Below are 17,139 nucleotides of genomic sequence, written 5' to 3' on the forward strand. Positions count from 1 at the left end.
ACTAATAAATAGCTATAAATATGAAATATGTAAATTTTCATAAGATTATTTCAACCTATTTAAGTTGATTTATATTATTAATCGTTAAAATTAAACCTGCTGCTTTTATTATTTTTTAAACATCTAATCGACATCCCAAAACCTTTTTCAGGAAGAAAAAAAGTAGCTTCTGGGGATCCATTATCTAAATTCAAAACTTCTATCATAGATTTTAAATATCTTGTTGTTGACCAGAAATTACCTAAATTCCCAATGTAAATCGCCAGCAAAAAGTGGACTGATTTAGATCAAAACTAAGAGAGTGTTTTCAAAATCTTTAAATTTGAATTATCATGAAAACACCAAAGAAAAAAACAGCAGAAAATTTCATCAAAGACATTCGTAGAAACACACGAAGAATCTTTAGTTCTGAACAGAAAATCCAAATCGTAATGGAAGCTTTACGAGCAGAAATGTCAGTTGCAGAATTGTGTCGTAAGTATTCCATTAATGAATCTCAGTTTTATAAGTGGAATAAAGAGTTTTTAGAAGCTGGTAAAAAGCGATTAGCAGGCGACATAACAAGAGAAGCCACGAGTGATGAAGTAGCAGAACTCAAGAAAGAAAACCAGGCATTAAAAGTCATGATTGCTGATTTGGTTTTACGATACGATCTTGTAAAAAAAAGCTTAGACATGCTGGATTAACTGAAAAGTTTAAGAAATATATGCGACTTACAGTATCCGAAAAGCAAGAAATCATTCATATGGTTACTCGCTCTGAAATTGGTGTTAATCGAACACTTCGTGAGATTGGAATCAACAAGAGTACATTTTACAACTGGTATCATGCGTACAGCGAAAATGGTGTTGAAGGTTTAATTCCAACTCAACGAACATCAAAACGACAATGGAATAGTATTCCACAAGAACAGAAGAATTTAGTTGTAAAATTAGCTTTGGATTATCCTGATTTATCTTCACGTGAATTAGCTTATAAAATAACCGATGAGCAACAAATATTTATATCAGAATCAAGTGTTTACAGAATTTTAAAATCAAGGGGGTTAATTACGGCTCCAGCTCATATTTTTCTGAGTGCGGGAAATGAATTTAAAGACAAAACAGGCTTTGTTCATCAAATGTGGCAAACTGATTTTACCTATTTTAAAATAATAGGTTGGGGCTGGTATTATCTGAGTACGGTTTTGGACGATTATAGCCGATATATTGTGCACTGGGAACTTTGCTCTCACATGAAAGCTGATGATGTAAAAAGAACTGTTGACACGGCAATAAAAAAGGCAAAATTAATCACTAAACAGAAGCCCAAACTTTTGTCAGACAATGGTTCGTGCTACATTGCAGGCGAATTAAAATCCTATTTAAAAGACAATTATCAAATGGAACAAGTGCATGGTAGACCCAATCATCCGCAAACACAAGGAAAGATTGAAAGATACCATAGAACCATGAAAAATGTGGTAAAACTCGATAATTACTTCGCTCCAGAAGAATTAGAAGCTGCTTTGAAAAAGTTTGTTGAACGATACAATAATGAACGATATCATGAATCATTAAACAACTTAACACCTGCAGATATTTATTTTGGAAGAGGAGAAATGATATTAAAAGAAAGAGAAAAATTAAAGAAAATTGCAATTATTAATCGCAGAAATGAGTACCAAAAAATAAAATTAACAACAAATAATAAAAACATTTATCTTTGAATTATTAACTAAATACTCTCTTAGGAAAAGTCCACTTTAGTTTGAAGACATACAGTCAACTTAAAAGTTTTAGGTTTTTTAGATTCTTCCAAAACGGATTCTTTGGTTATTGTGTCCAAAAGGCGTTTTACCTGATCCTCGTTCAAAATGATTTTCAGTCTTTTTTGTTTTGTTTTCATAGCGCTATTTGTTTACCTATAAATAGTCTGAAATAAAAGAAAGGTGTCAATTTACAGGAAGTTTACCTGCTCAATTTTTCATATTGCTTATTGCTTGCTAATAAGTCATTCTTGAAATTAAAACAAAATCTAATTTACAACTTAAAATATAATTAATTGAAACATAAATTTTAACATAAAATTAAAAAAAAATGTTGTTACATTTGTCTTGTGAATAAACAGATACACATACTCATCATAATTCTAGCGATTGGTTTCTTTATGCTTCCAGATTCTACTTATGCGTGTGGAACTAAAGCAGAAAAATCGTGTTGCAAAAAGGAAACAACTTCTAAAACAGAAAAAAAAGACTGTTGCAAAAATAAACAATCAGAAGACAAAGACAATAGCTGTGGTGGAAAATGTGGTCATTCAAACTGCACATCATCTTCAGTAAACTTTAGCATAATTTCGTTGTACGAGATTGAATTTAAAAATGATATTTTTGCTTTTTCTATCGAAAAGCCAAAATTTTATCATTCAAAAACCTTCATTTCTTCGGATTATTCTTCCGTTTGGCTACCTCCTAAAATAAAATAATTCCAAACTTTGACAGCCATAAATCTGTCAAATCAATAGTAAATACTTTACTATCAAAATTATTTATTTAACACAAATTAAACTTTTATAATAATGAAACTAACATCAAATATATTGGTGGCAATCACGGTATTGTTATCATTCACATCCTGCAATGCACAAATTAAAAATGCAACAACTGAAACCGTTAAAATTTATGGAAACTGTGGAATGTGTGAAAAAACAATTGAGAAAGCAGGAAACCTTAAAGATATTGCCAAAATAGACTGGAACGTAGACACAAAAATGGCTACAATTACTTACGATACTAAAAAAACTAATCAAGATGAAATTCTTAAACGTATTGCTTTAAGCGGGTATGATAGTGATAAGTTTCTAGCTCCTGACGATGTTTATAATAATTTGCACGGATGTTGCCAATATGATAGAGTCGCAAAAGTCCCTGTAAATACTAGTGTGAATACAGAGAGCCATACCAATTACGAAAAGCAAACAGAAAAACCAAAAGCTGAGATTCAAGATTTAAATCAACTAAAAGTAGTTTTCGACAATTATTTTGCCTTAAAAGATGAATTAGTAAAAACAGATGGTAACACAGCATCTGCAAAAGCAGCAACATTACTTTTAACAATTAACAAAGTTGAAATGCAAACTTTAAAAACTGAAGAGCATAATGTTTGGATGAAAATTGTTAAAAACATAAAAGAAGATGCTGAACATATATCTGACACAAAAGATATTAAACATCAAAGAGAACATTTTGTCACGCTTTCAAAAAATATTTATGATTTAATCAAAGTTTCAAAACAAGAAACTCCCACTTATTATCAATTTTGCCCAATGGCTAATAATGGAAAAGGTGCTAACTGGTTAAGTAAAGAAAATACAGTTAAAAATCCTTATTATGGTTCAATGATGTTGAATTGTGGGAAAGTTATAGAAACTATCAAATAAATGAAAAAGATAATCATTTTACTTACCCTTTTTACTTTTACAATTCAAGCACAAGTAAAAGTTGGTGATACAATCCCAGCTTTTACTTTATTCGATACTAACGATAATAAAGTTCAAAGTGACACTTTTAAAAACAAAATTATTCTCATCGATTTTTGGGCATCGTGGTGCACACAAAGCTACTTGGATAGAATTTTCGCAGGATGTAATAATAAACTCGCAATTAGTTCCTAAAGGTAAGTATGGGTTTTTTACCATTCCTGATAAAAAAGAATGGACGATTATACTGAATAAGGATTGGGATATGCATCTAGCCGATAACTACAATTCAGAAAATGATGTGATTAGGCTCAAAGTAAATCCAAATAAAAATAAAGATATTACAGAGGCTCTGACCTATAAAGTAAAATCTTTAAATAATAAAAAAGGGCAAGTTAGTATATGTTGGGAATACCTGACTGTTTCATTCCAATTTGAAAATTTTTAAAATAGTTTTTAGAACCTACAAAATAATGAAACTCTACATCAAAAATATGGTCTGCAGCCGTTGCAAAATGGTTGTAAAGTCCGAGTTAGAAAAACTTGGACTTTCACTACTTTCTGTCGATTTAGGCGAAGTGGCAACCGTTGAAACAGTTTCAGAAACTCAAAAGAAGAAAATACAAAAGCAATTAAAACCGCTTGGTTTTGAATTAATAGACGATAAAAAAAGCAGAATTATTGACAAGATTAAAACATTGATTATTGATTTAGTACATAATAAGAATAATGATATTAACGTCAATCTATCTGAATACTTGTCAAGCCACATCTTTCAAGATTACAGCACTTTAAGCAATCTGTTTTCAGAAGTAGAAAACACGAGTATCGAAAAATATTTCATAAATCAAAAAATCGAGAAAGTAAAAGAACTACTAATGTATAACGAAATGACTTTAAGTGAAATTGCTTGTCACCTCAATTACAGTAGCGTTTCCTATTTAAGTAACCAGTTCAAGAAAGTAACAGGCTTTTCGCCTACCTACTTTAAGCAATTGAAGATTAATAAGCGAAAACAAATTGAAGATTTATAAATGTTACAAATCAAAGCCAAAATTTAGCAACAATAAAAAAGTACAAGTGCCGAGATTTGCAACAGTATAAACAAACAATTAAAATTTAAAAAAATGGTACACCAATATCAAGTAATAGGAATGACTTGCAGTAGTTGCGAAGCCAAAGTAAAATCGGCTTTGCTAACTATCGAAAATATTAATGATGTTGCCGTTTCAAAAGATTTAGAAACCGCAACTATCACAATGGATAAACATATTGCATTATCCGACTTGCAAAAAGTTTTAGACAACAAATACCAAATAGCAGCAATCAATCATAACGAAATTGCAGAACAAACAAAATCGTGGTTTGACACCTACAAACCCATTTTACTAATATTTTTCTACATTACAGTAGTTACAACATTAGTACAAACACAAAATACAAAATTCGATTTTATGCAAGCAATGAGACATTTTATGTCAGGTTTCTTTCTAATTTTTTCTTTTTTTAAATTACTAAACCTTAGAGGTTTTGCCGAAAGTTATGTGATGTACGATGTTTTAGCAAAACAAATTCCAGTTTGGGCGTATCTGTATGTATTCATCGAATTAGGTTTAGGAATTGCTTTTCTAATCAATTTCAATCCAATCCTTACTAATTCAATTACAGTAATTGTAATGAGCATTAGTATCATTGGTGTTTTACAATCAGTACTAAACAAAAAGAAAATTCAATGTGCGTGTCTGGGTGCAGTTTTCAATTTACCAATGAGTACGGTGACTATTATAGAAGATGCTTTGATGATTGCTATGAGTGGAATTATGTTATTTATAATGATATAAGAAAAACCTAAATGAAAAATAAAAAAATAAATAAAATATCAATAGTACCCACAGCAATATTGATATTGTTTCTATCTCAATCTATTTTCGCTCAAAAAATTGTACGTTACGATTTATACGTTCGCGATACAATAGTAACTTTTGGCGACAAACCAAAACGTGCTATTGCAGTAAACGGACAAATCCCGATGCCAACATTAACATTTACAGAAGGCGATATTGCCGAAATTTATGTACACAACGAGTTAAAAGAAAGTACCTCATTGCATTGGCACGGATTGATGTTACCAAACAAAGAAGATGGCGTTCCTAATTTGACCCAAATGCCAATAGAACCCAATACTACGCACAAATATACTTTTCCAATTATACAAAACGGCACACATTGGTATCACAGCCATTCAGGTCTACAAGAACAAATCGGAATGTACGGAAACTTTGTTATGCTCAAAAAAGAAACCGACCCAACTTTTAGAAAAGGAATAGACGATTTACCAACAGTTCCCATCATTCTAAGCGAATGGACAGATGTAAATCCTAATAATGTTCACCGAATGTTGCACAACGCAACCGATTGGTTCGCTATTCAAAAAGGCACGACTCAAAGTTATGCCGAAGCAATTCAACAAGGACATTTCAAAACCAAAGTTACCAACGAATGGAAAAGAATGAACGCAATGGACGTGAGCGATGTGTATTACAATAAATTTTTAATAAACGGAAAAAACGAAAGCCAATTGTCGCGATTTAAAGGTGGCGATAAAGTCCGTTTAAGAATTTCAAACGGTGGTGCATCAACCTACTTTTGGCTAACGTATGCAGGCGGAAAAATTACGGTTATTGCCAATGATGGTAATGATGTCGAACCTGTAGAAGTCGATAGATTAATTGTCGCAGTTTCCGAAACCTATGATATTATTGTAACCATTCCAGCCGACAAAACCGCTTACGAACTTTTAGTAACTTCGGAAGACCGAACTAAATCTGCATCATTATATATAGGAGATGGCATCAAACAACTTACTTCCGCCTTACCAAAATTAAAATATTTTGAAGGTATGAAAATGATGAACGATATGATGAAAATGAATGGCAATCTTGACGATATGGGAATGAGTATGTCCTACAATCAAATGGATATGAACGTAGTAATGTATCCCGAAATCACAGGCGAAGCAAAAAGCAAAAGCGACAAAATGGGCGGAATGAAAATGACCGAAGACGATTATAATAGTAATAAACTTTCGGAAATTGTAACGCTAAATTACGCAATGTTAAAATCCCCAACCAAAACAACACTTCCAAAAGACGCACCAATAAAGGAACTAAAATTTGAACTAACAGGAAATATGAACCGTTACGTTTGGAGTTTAAACAATAAAGTAGTTTCCGAAACCGATAAAATTTTAATCAAAAAAGGCGAAAATGTACGCATCACTATCTACAACGGCTCAATGATGCGACACCCAATGCACTTGCACGGACACGATTTTAGAATTATAAACGGGCAAGGCGATTACGCACCACTCAAAAACATCATTGACATTATGCCGATGGAAACCGATATTTTAGAATTCAACGCCAATGTTGAGGGTGATTGGTTTTTTCATTGTCATATCCTTTACCATATGATGGCAGGAATGGGCAGAGTTTTTACCTATGAAAATCAAGCACCAAACCCATTAATTCCAAATCCAAAATTAGCACAACGAAAATTATTTGCCGAAGACCGAAAATTTCATTTTATGGGAGAAAATGATTTTGCAACAAATGGAAACGACGGAATGGCAATGTTTAGCAACACACGTTGGAGCATTGGCACAGAATGGCGATTGGGTTATAATGATATGCACGGCTACGAAACAGAAACTCATATTGGGAGATACATTGGCAAGATGCAATGGATTATGCCTTTTGTAGGTTTCGATTGGAGATACAGAAAAATTGGAAATGGCGAAACAGAAAAAAACCTTTTTGGACAAGAAGGCACCAAAGACGAACGATCTGATTTTAGTGCAGGATTAGAATATACAATGCCAATGCTCATAAAAGCACAAGCCGAAGTTTTTACAGATGGAAATTTCAGATTACAATTTGAACGAATGGACATACCTGTTTCTAAAAGAATAAGAATGGATTTGATGTGGAATACCGATAAAGAATATATGGCAGGTTTACGATACATTATCAAAAGAAATTTTAGTGTCAGAACACATTACGATAGTGATATGGGGTTAGGTTTTGGAATGAATTTTAATTATTGAAAGATATAAAAGTCTTTGTGGAGAGTTTATAACTAACCATTTCTAATAAATCGATATAATTTTAATCGTTAATCTTACTCCAAATAGTGTTGGAAGAGAGTAAAACCATGCTTAAACCATGCTCAAAAAAAAAGGTTCCAAGAAATGAATCTTGAAACCCTTGATTTTACTAGTGGTCCCACCTGGGCTCGAACCAGGGACCACCTGATTATGAGTCAGGTGCTCTAACCAACTGAGCTATAGGACCGGTTAAGAGTGTGCAATATTACTACTATTTTTAATTTGCCACAACTATTTTTAAAGTAGAATTGAAAAAACTAATGGTTTCAAAAATCCACAAAACGAAACCGCTTGATTTTGAAGAAACTATTAGCGAATCTCCTGACACAATTCAATCAAGACGCCATTCGTGCTTTTAGGATGTAAGAATGCTACTAACTTATTATCGGCCCCTTTTTTAGGTGTTTCATTCAATACCACAAAGCCTTCATTTTGAAGTCGAGCAATTTCTGAAACTATGTCTTCTACATCAAAGGCAATATGATGAATGCCTTCGCCTTTTTTCTCGATAAACTTGGCTATAGGACTCTCTGGATGGGTCGCGGCCAATAATTCAATTTTATTGGGTCCGTTCAAAAAAAACGAGGTGGTTACCCCTTCGCTTTCGACTACTTCGGATTTATAAGCAGGAGCGCCAAACAATTTTTCAAAAAGAGTGTTGGACATCTCTAAATCCTTCACCGCTATTCCAACATGTTCTATTTTTCTCATAATTTTGACTTCAATTACGGTTTAAAAATACAGAATTTCAAACCAAATTCCGAATCGATAGGGTATAATATTTCTATAAAAAGTTTCCATTCCATTAAATATAGTTGTTATTTTGTGGCAAGTAATTTTTTAATTTGTTATGGGCAAGTCCTTTTTTAAATATTGTATCGGTGTAGTACTAATTGTCCTAGCTAGTTGTGCCAAAAGAGGCAACATCACTGGCGGCGCAAAAGACACCATCGCACCCGTTTTAAAAGCTAGTTTCCCAAAAAACTTCAATACCGAATTCAAAGGCAAAACCATCAAACTTACCTTTGACGAATTTATCAAGTTAAAAGACTTAAAAAAACAACTCATTATTTCGCCACCTATGAAAAATGAGCCGTTGATATTTCCTAGCACACCTAGTAAAAATATTAGCATAACTATTAACGATACCCTTCAAGACAATACAACCTATAGTTTTAACTTTGGACAAAGTATAACCGACAATAATGAAGGTAATCCATACAGTCAATTCAAATACATTTTCTCTACTGGAAAAACAATTGATTCTTTAGCTATCGGCGGGAAAGTAAAAGACGCCTACTTCAAGGAGGTAGAGCCCTTTGTTTCTGTAATGTTATATGATGTAAGTAACAACTACACCGACTCGATTGTATACAAACAAACACCCCGTTATGTTACCAATACGCTAGACAGTTTAAAGACGTTCAAACTAGAAAATCTAAAAGCCGGTAAATACCTTTTGGTAGCGATGAAGGATTACAATTCCAATAATAAATTTGATCCTAAAAAAGACAAAATTGGTTTTTACAAGCAATTTATTACTGTTCCTAACGATACCGTTTACGAACTCGAATTATTCAAAGAACAGTTGCCTTTTAAAGCTTACAAACCAACTCAAGCGTCAGGAAATCGATTGCTATTGGGTTATGAGGGAAATCTGAAAACAAAAACAAACAGGCCGAAAATCGTTTTGAAAAACAAAGATCAAATACTTCCAGCGGTAATTACACAATTACCTAAAAAAGATTCGCTGCAAATTTGGTATAAACCCATCAAAACAGATTCTTTAGCAATTGCAATTGCACAAGGCAACTACCAAAAAGATTTTACTTTTAAAGTGAAAGACCAAAAAAAAGATACTTTAAATATTAAAATTGGCCAACAAGGTAGTCTAAGAGAAAAAGATTATTTTACTTTGGAAAGCGCTACACCTTTAGTGCAATTTGACACAAGCAAAATGAGTTTGGTGAACAAAAAATCAGAAGCTATTTCATTTACTACTGAATACGATGAGTTCCAACAATTACTTCATTTGAATTTCAAAAGAGAAGCGGATGAAGAATACCAATTCCAATTAAAAACCGGAGCGGTAACTGATTTTTTTGAAAAAGCAAATGACAGTTTGAATTTTAAAATCAACCCCAATTCAATAGAAAGTTATGGGAATCTACTAGTAAACCTACAAAATGCAAAACGATTTCCAATCATTATTGAACTAACAAATGACAAAGGCGAGGCTTTAATTTCTGAATACACGGCAAAAAATACTAGTATAAATTTCAACCTAATTCTGCCTGCAAAATATACCCTGCGTGCCATTTACGACGACAATAAAAACAAGGCGTACGATCCGGGGAATTTTATGGCAAAACAATACGCCGAAGAAGTAATTTATTTTTCTAAAGAAGTAGACGTTCGTGCTAATTGGGATGTGGTACAAGCTTTCGATTTAAGCATTCCCTATACGCCAGAGCCAAAATTAAAAATCAAACCAAAAAAAGGAGCTAAAAAAACGGGATTATAACAATTCGAAAGTGTCTTTATCCTTCAAAAAATCTAGCTTTTTTCGAGTTTCAATCAACGAATTCTTGTCTATTTCAGCTATAAAAACACCCTCGGTTGTTTGAGGTTCAATTACCGGATTTCCTAAATAGTCTACAATTTGACTATGGCCAACATACTCTAAATTATTGTCATCAACTCCTAAACGATTGACACCAATAGTATAACTCATATTTTCAATGGCACGTGCTTTCAATAAAGTGTCCCAAGCATTAATTCTTGTTTTAGGCCAATTGGCTACATAAATAAGTAAGTCGTAATTTTCGGTGTTGCGAGAAAAAACTGGGAAGCGCAAATCGTAACAAATCAATGGACAAATGTTCCAACCTTGGTATTCAAAAATTAATTTATGTTTGCCGCTGGTATAGCTTTGGTCTTCTCCAGCCAAAGTGAACAAATGACGTTTATCATAAAACTGTATGTCTCCTGAAGGAAAAACAAATAGCAATCTGTTATAATAGTTTCCCTTCTCATTAATCACTAAACTTCCTGTTATAGCAAAATTTTTGGCTTTCGCCAATGATTGCATCCATACAATTGTTTCTCCCTGCATTGTCTCTGCAACACGTTCTGGCTGCATCGTAAAGCCTGTGGTAAACATCTCGGGAAGTACAATCAAATCAATACCTGCTTCCAATGTATTAATTTTTTGCTCAATATTTGCTCGATTCGATTTTGGGTCTTCCCAAACTAACGGAATTTGAATTAAAGCTATCTTCATTGTTAAAATACTATTTAAGCAGCTGCAAGGTATTCATTTTTCGAGAAAGTGTAATTTGTTCGTAATCGCCGACTAATTTAGGAGCTACAGTTCTATTGTTTACAACCCATTTTTTGTATTTCCCTTTTGGCTGTGAAAACACTACGGACCAACCCGTTGATTTTTGAGTAATCGCAAATTGATCTTTTGTTGCTTTTTGTACAAAACCAATCGAAATTTCATTGGAACCAATTGGAACATTTTCAATTTTTCCATTGGTCAATGCTTTCGGCAAAGATGGCTTTATTACTATTTCTTTTTTATAGGCCAAAGGTTGAATCCCAAAAAATTGTTTTACTATGGATTCCCCAAAAGCATATATATTCCATGCTTGAGTCATCATCCCATAATCCGGAGAAACTTCATATATAGAACCGGGCAAAGCATAACTAAAGGTTTTGGTTATCTTTTTTAATAATTGGTATGCTTCATCTGGACGACCATAATTATTTTCAGCTACAACTTGAACACCTGTTGGCAAAGTCATTACGGTTCCAGTATAGGTAAATTCTTTTTTATTTGCAGTTGATGCAAATGAATTTTCTTCTTTAATGGCCTCTTCATTACGATCAATTCCAGTAACAAACAAACCGAATGAATTCGTGAATTTTTGAGCTGTATTTAAAGCCAATACAGCCTGGTTCTTAGTGGCAATTCCCGTTTCCATCGGGGTATTGACTACCCAATTATGATACAATACAAATCCTTTTTTAGCGCTTGATGTATCCGACTGAATTTTCAGCTTGGCAGCTTGTAATTCTGTAACAGCCCATTTATTTTTCAATGTATCTGCTCTTACTATTGCCGCATCGGCCAATTGTAACGCTTGTTCTTTTGTCCCAATGAAATCTGCATAAGAATTAAACTCTTTTACCCAAAAATCAGTATTAATTTTTTCTCTGAGTACATCTGCTCTGTTTTGATACGCTATTGATAACGGTTCTTTTCCAACTAATTTTGCCATTTTACTAGCATCAGAAAACGCTTTTTGAGAATAAACTGCGACATCTATCATTTCCGAATTTAAACCGTGAATTTCCATCATCCCACTTCCATCAGGAATAGCATTCCCATCAGCATCGTTTTTATCTATCAACCATGTCAATCCCTTTTCAACCGCAGGAAAATAGTGGCTTAAAAATGCTTTATCTCCTGTCCAACAATACACGTCCCAGATCAAGGATACAAATTGAGGTGTTTCGCAAACATTCCCTAAATTATACACTGCTCCATTAGTAGAAACTTCGTGAACAATCCTGCCATTACCATTGTTTTTTTCTGAAACCTTGTGAAGTAAATCAATAGAACTATATGTCAAATCTTTGCGACCTGTTGCAATTAATCCTTTTAGAGAATAGGCCATGTCGCCGCCAAACCACCAAGGATAATCAGGTAGTCCAGCTACCATGCCTTTGCCCATTCCGGCTACATTTACCGTTAACCAATCCGAATTATATTTCAACCATCTGAATGCCGTTGATAGTTCTTTATCATTTAAAGTTACCTTCGATTTTTCGTTTAATTGCAAAAGTCGTTGCTTCTTTTTCTGAATTAATTTAAACGCATTTGCTCGCACATTTGTATAGGCTTGGGTTGCTTCTGATTTACTTTTTGAAGATCCTGAAATTATAAAGGGAACACTAAATACTCCGTTTGGTTTTAGCATAATCGAATATTGGGTAGATGTTTTAGAAGTGTTGGGCTTGTGTAATTTGGCACCCAAATCTTTTGTGCTATTCCCTTCAAGCGGACTTCCATATACTGTGTACCATGAATTATTAGCATCTTTTACTACCCAGTAGCGATTTTTACTGTCATAGTTTGATTGGTCTTTACCATCAATCATAACGGTTCGTTCTCCCAACCAAACAGGCATTAGGTTCGAAATTGCTTTGATTTCAAATTGAAGTAATATCGGCTTATTGGTTCTATTCTTTAGTACATATTCTATATAAATGACGCCCATATTATCAGGAACAAATTGGACTCTTTCCATTGTAATTTGATCAGAAAAAGTGTTGTAAAGGTGTTTGTTGCCAAAAGGATAATTGATAAACGCATCTGCTTTATCTAAATTAAAATGTTCCTTACCATAGGAAATACTAGCCTCGAAACCGTCTAATAATTTTATTGGATGATGCCAAATACCCCCCATCTCACCTTTGACATGCCAACCCAAATCAGGAAAAGTTCCGTCTTGATTTCCCACCATATACAATTGATCTCCAGCGGTATTGAATGGAGTAGCTAAATGCTGTGGTTTCCCTTTGATGCTTTCCGTTTTATCGAAGACAGAAACGATAGATTTTGAAGTTTGGGCGTTTCCTTTCAACACAATAAATAGAAGAATTCCGCAATAAAAAAGCTGTTTTAAAGAAATCATAGCAGGAGTATTTTTTTTAAAAGTACAAAATTTAGTATTGATAAATAAAAAAACGCATTCCGGAATGGAATGCGTTTTTTATTATAAAAAAGGTAGTAGATTACTTTACGCTAGCTACTAAATATTCTCTATTCATACGAGCGATATTCTCTAGTGAAATTCCTTTTGGACATTCTACCTCACAAGCTCCTGTATTGGTACAGTTACCAAATCCTTCTTCGTCCATTTGACGCACCATGTTCAATACACGGTTAGTGGCTTCCACTTTACCTTGAGGCAATAAAGCATATTGAGATACTTTGGCACCTACGAAAAGCATTGCCGAACCATTTTTACAGGTAGCAACACACGCACCGCAACCAATACAAGCTGCTGCTTCAAATGCTTTATCTGCATCCTCTTTTGCAATTGGCGTTGCATTCGCATCAATTGTGTTGCCTGAAGTATTTACAGATACGAAACCACCCGCTTGTTGGATTCTATCAAAAGCGCTTCGGTCTACCACTAAATCTTTGATTACTGGAAACGCTCTACTTCTCCATGGTTCTACAAAGATAGTATCGCCATCCTTGAACATACGCATGTGTAATTGACAAGTGGTTACCCCTGAATCTGGTCCGTGAGCGCGACCGTTAATGAATAACGAACACATACCGCAAATTCCTTCACGACAATCGTGATCAAAGGCGATTGGTTCTGTTCCTTCATTGATTAATTGCTCATTCAATTGGTCTAACATTTCCAAGAATGAACTCGCTGTAGAAACCTCGTTTAATTTGTAAGTTTCTAATTGCCCTTTGGCTTTAGAGTCTTTTTGACGCCAAATTTTAAGGGTTATATTGATGTTTTTTGCTGAAGACATAATTTTAATTATTTATAATTTCTAGCTGCAATTTTGATAAACTCGTATTTCAATTCTTCTTTGTGAAGCTCAGCCTGAGTGATGTCATCACCTTTGTATTCCCAAGCACCCACAAATGAGAAGTTTTCATCATCACGCAGTGTTTCACCTTCTGCATCTTGATATTCTTCACGGAAGTGACCTCCACAAGATTCATTACGTTGTAAGGCATCCATTGCCATCAATTGACCCAAGTCAATAAAGTCAGCTACACGAAGTGCTTTCTCTAATTGTGGATTCAATTCATCGGCGCTACCTGGTACATTTACTTCTTTGTAGAATTCGGCTTTCAAAGCTGCAATTTCTTCAATCGCTGCTTTTAATCCTGCTTCGTTTCTACCCATACCCACTTTATTCCACATAATCAATCCCAAACGTTTGTGGAAATGATCCACAGATTTAGAACCTTTATTATTTAAGAATTGGTGGATGGTCTCTTTAACTCTGTTTTCTGCTGCTTCAAATTCTGGCAAATCAGTTGATATTTTTCCGGTACGAATATCATCTGCCAAATAATTTGAGATGGTATAAGGTAATACGAAATAACCGTCAGCCAAACCTTGCATCAAAGCCGAAGCTCCTAAACGGTTGGCTCCGTGATCTGAGAAGTTAGCTTCTCCGGCTACGAAACAACCTGGAATTGTAGATTGTAAGTTATAATCCACCCAAACTCCACCCATAGTATAGTGCACTGCTGGATAGATTTTCATTGGCGTTTCGTATGGATTTTCATCGGTGATTTTTTGGTACATGGTAAACAAGTTACCGTACTTTTCTTTCAACCATTCTTTTCCTAAAGTAGTAATTTCTTCTGCTGTTGGATGGTGATTTCCTTTGGCGAAAGCCGCTTGTTTTCCCTTGCTTTGAATCTCAGAAGAGAAATCCAAATAAACTCCTTCATTCGTATCGTTAGCCTCAATTCCTTTACCCTCGTCACATACTTCTTTGGCAGCTCTTGAAGCCACATCACGTGGTACTAAGTTTCCAAATGCAGGATATTTTCTTTCTAAGAAGTAATCTCTTTCTTCTTCAGATAATTGAGTTGGTTTTAATTTTCCAGCGCGAATTGCTTCGGCGTCTTCTTTTTTCTTTGGTACCCAAATACGACCTGAGTTACGTAATGACTCTGACATCAAGGTCAATTTGGCTTGGTTTGTCCCGTGAACTGGAATACAAGTTGGGTGAATTTGAACAAAACATGGGTTAGCAAATAAAGCCCCTTGTTTGTGAACTTTCCATCCTGCTGTTACGTTACTTCCCATCGCATTAGTAGATAGGAAATAAACGTTTCCATATCCTCCTGAAGCAATAACTACAGCATGAGCTGAATGTCTTTCAATTTCACCTGTAACCAAGTTACGAGCAATAATTCCACGTGCTTTCCCGTCTACTTTTACCAAGTCTAACATTTCGTGACGATTGAACATTTCAATACGTCCCAATCCAATTTGTCTTGACAAAGCAGAATAAGCTCCTAATAATAATTGTTGTCCGGTTTGACCTGCGGCATAAAACGTACGTTGTACTTGCGTTCCACCAAAAGAACGGTTGTCTAACATTCCGCCATATTCTCTAGCAAAAGGAACTCCTTGTGCCACACATTGGTCAATAATATTTCCAGAAACCTCAGCTAAACGGTGAACGTTAGCTTCACGAGCTCTGTAATCTCCCCCTTTGATGGTATCGTAAAATAATCTATAGGTACTATCACCATCATTTTGATAGTTTTTTGCTGCGTTGATTCCCCCTTGTGCTGCAATAGAGTGCGCACGACGTGGTGAATCTTGGAAACAAAATGCTTTAACATTGTATCCCATTTCTGCAAGAGAAGCAGCAGCAGAGGAACCTGCTAAACCAGTACCAACAACGATAATATCAATTTTTGGTCTATTGTTTGGCGCTACTAATTTTAAATGGTCTTTATAATCAGTCCATTTCTGTGAAATGTGACCTTCTGGTATTTTAGAATCTAACTTCATAATATCTTCTGATGTTGATTTATTTTAAGAAAAAGTGAATGTAAACTGGAATAATAGCAAACAAAAGCGGTACGATAATCGCAAATGCAGCTCCTGCTTTTTTAATCGCAGGGGTGTATTTTGGATTATTCAAACCAAGCGATTGGAAAGCACTTTGGAATCCGTGTAGTAAGTGAAATGCTAATGTAAACATAGCTAGTACATACAAGATAGTTGCAATTAAACCTGTTTTTGGATCTTTAAAGAACGCAACAGTGATTTTGTGCAAATCTTTGTATCCTTCTTTAATTTTAACATTGGCAGCAGCGTCGAAAAATTCGGTTCTGTTTTCAATTTTAACCATTTGTTGATCAACCTGAGCTTTAGGAAGGTAACCTCCGTCAGTAGTCAAATAAAACTCTTGTTGTTGTCCTGCTTGAGCAATAGTTATTGTTTGCAATGGCATGTTTTTGTCAAAATGCATTACCGCCCAGAAATTGACCATATGTGTTACAATAAATACTAAAATAACAGTTCCTAAAACCGCCATATTTCTTGATGAAAATGAACTTGATGAACCGTCTGTTTTTGCATAAGCAACTGGCCTTGCTTTTTTGTTTTGAATAGTTAACACAATTCCATCAATAGCATGGAATAAAATAGAAATATAGGTAACGTAAGATAATATTTTCACGGCTGGGTTAGTCGTCATAAACAATGCATATTGATTAAAATGCAATGCATCGCTAAAGATTAATTGAAGATTCCCTGCTAAATGTCCTGATAGGAACAAACATAAAAATAAACCTGTAAAAGCCATCCAATATTTCTTTGCAATAGAAGACTTTAGAATTGCAGATTTTGCCATAATAATTTGAATAAATTTTTATTAAATAGTGTGACAAAAATAGGAGAAATCCAATTCAACTACAACCTTTTCGTTGTTATTTA

15 protein-coding genes, 1 tRNA gene and 1 pseudogene are annotated in these 17,139 nt (G+C 34.3%); 9 read left to right on the plus strand and 8 right to left on the minus strand.

Annotation, left to right across the window (positions count from 1 at the left end; all coding sequences use genetic code 11):
- The first annotated feature begins 332 nt into the window (after positions 1–332).
- A protein-coding gene (locus tag LPC21_RS02025; protein WP_420828058.1) for an IS3 family transposase occupies positions 333–1,708 on the plus strand; the annotation gives its coding sequence in 2 pieces (ribosomal slippage) (positions 333–668 and positions 671–1,708; 1,374 coding nt in all).
- Between the two features lie 20 nt (positions 1,709–1,728).
- Here the strand turns inward: LPC21_RS02025 and LPC21_RS02030 are convergent.
- The gene (locus LPC21_RS02030; RefSeq protein ID WP_229317844.1) at positions 1,729–1,887 is read right to left on the minus strand and encodes a hypothetical protein; all 159 of its coding nucleotides are present in this window, start codon (positions 1,885–1,887) and stop codon (positions 1,729–1,731) included.
- 210 nt (positions 1,888–2,097) lie between these two features.
- Here LPC21_RS02030 and LPC21_RS02035 point away from each other — a divergent pair, with 210 nt between their 5' ends.
- From LPC21_RS02035 to LPC21_RS02065, 7 genes and pseudogenes are all read left to right on the plus strand, one after another.
- Complete coding sequence (locus LPC21_RS02035; RefSeq protein ID WP_229317845.1) at positions 2,098–2,466, plus strand: hypothetical protein; 369 nt, start codon at positions 2,098–2,100, stop codon at positions 2,464–2,466.
- A gap of 93 nt (positions 2,467–2,559) precedes the next feature.
- Positions 2,560–3,420, plus strand: a complete 861-nt coding sequence (locus LPC21_RS02040) for a DUF3347 domain-containing protein (RefSeq protein ID WP_229317846.1) — start codon at positions 2,560–2,562, stop codon at positions 3,418–3,420.
- Positions 3,421–3,537 (plus strand): annotated as a pseudogene (locus LPC21_RS10295) (TlpA family protein disulfide reductase); the annotation flags it as partial. It abuts the gene before it with no gap.
- Position 3,538: 1 nt separating this feature from the next.
- Entirely contained in the window at positions 3,539–3,907 is a 369-nt protein-coding gene (locus LPC21_RS02050; protein ID WP_338030344.1) for a DUF2911 domain-containing protein, read from the plus strand.
- A gap of 25 nt (positions 3,908–3,932) precedes the next feature.
- Positions 3,933–4,493, plus strand: coding sequence for a helix-turn-helix domain-containing protein (locus tag LPC21_RS02055; protein WP_229317848.1), 561 nt, complete (start codon positions 3,933–3,935; stop codon positions 4,491–4,493).
- A 93-nt stretch (positions 4,494–4,586) separates the two neighbouring features.
- Positions 4,587–5,300, plus strand: a complete 714-nt coding sequence (locus LPC21_RS02060) for a heavy-metal-associated domain-containing protein (protein WP_229317849.1) — start codon at positions 4,587–4,589, stop codon at positions 5,298–5,300.
- 11 nt (positions 5,301–5,311) lie between these two features.
- Entirely contained in the window at positions 5,312–7,564 is a 2,253-nt protein-coding gene (locus LPC21_RS02065) for a multicopper oxidase family protein (protein ID WP_229317850.1), read from the plus strand.
- A 173-nt stretch (positions 7,565–7,737) separates the two neighbouring features.
- Here the strand turns inward: LPC21_RS02065 and LPC21_RS02070 are convergent.
- A tRNA-Ile gene (locus tag LPC21_RS02070) sits at positions 7,738–7,811 on the minus strand.
- A gap of 122 nt (positions 7,812–7,933) precedes the next feature.
- Complete coding sequence (gene mce / locus LPC21_RS02075) at positions 7,934–8,335, minus strand: methylmalonyl-CoA epimerase (protein ID WP_229317851.1); 402 nt, start codon at positions 8,333–8,335, stop codon at positions 7,934–7,936.
- 139 nt (positions 8,336–8,474) lie between these two features.
- Between mce and LPC21_RS02080 the strand changes: the two genes are divergently transcribed.
- Positions 8,475–10,148 carry an Ig-like domain-containing domain gene (locus tag LPC21_RS02080; protein WP_229317852.1) on the plus strand — a complete coding sequence of 558 codons (1,674 nt, stop codon included), beginning with the start codon at positions 8,475–8,477 and terminating at the stop codon, positions 10,146–10,148.
- Here the strand turns inward: LPC21_RS02080 and LPC21_RS02085 are convergent.
- The 5 genes from LPC21_RS02085 to LPC21_RS02105 form a co-directional block, all read right to left on the minus strand.
- Positions 10,143–10,907, minus strand: coding sequence for an amidohydrolase (locus tag LPC21_RS02085; protein WP_229317853.1), 765 nt, complete (start codon positions 10,905–10,907; stop codon positions 10,143–10,145). The two genes, LPC21_RS02080 and LPC21_RS02085, sit on opposite strands and share 6 nt — an antisense overlap.
- 10 nt (positions 10,908–10,917) lie before the next feature.
- Positions 10,918–13,329 (minus strand): alpha-L-rhamnosidase-related protein, encoded by a 2,412-nt coding sequence (locus LPC21_RS02090; RefSeq protein ID WP_229317854.1) that lies wholly within the window; start codon positions 13,327–13,329, stop codon positions 10,918–10,920.
- Between the two features lie 100 nt (positions 13,330–13,429).
- A complete protein-coding gene (locus LPC21_RS02095; protein ID WP_229317855.1) occupies positions 13,430–14,191 on the minus strand; it encodes a succinate dehydrogenase/fumarate reductase iron-sulfur subunit in 762 nt (253 codons plus the stop codon).
- Positions 14,192–14,199: 8 nt separating this feature from the next.
- Positions 14,200–16,209, minus strand: coding sequence for a fumarate reductase/succinate dehydrogenase flavoprotein subunit (locus LPC21_RS02100; protein WP_229317856.1), 2,010 nt, complete (start codon positions 16,207–16,209; stop codon positions 14,200–14,202).
- Between the two features lie 19 nt (positions 16,210–16,228).
- Complete coding sequence (locus LPC21_RS02105) at positions 16,229–17,056, minus strand: succinate dehydrogenase cytochrome b subunit (protein WP_229317857.1); 828 nt, start codon at positions 17,054–17,056, stop codon at positions 16,229–16,231.
- Positions 17,057–17,139: the final 83 nt, after the last annotated feature.

It is taken from the genome of Flavobacterium ammoniigenes, assembly GCF_020886055.1.
Taxonomy (GTDB): Bacteria; Bacteroidota; Bacteroidia; order Flavobacteriales; family Flavobacteriaceae; genus Flavobacterium; species Flavobacterium ammoniigenes.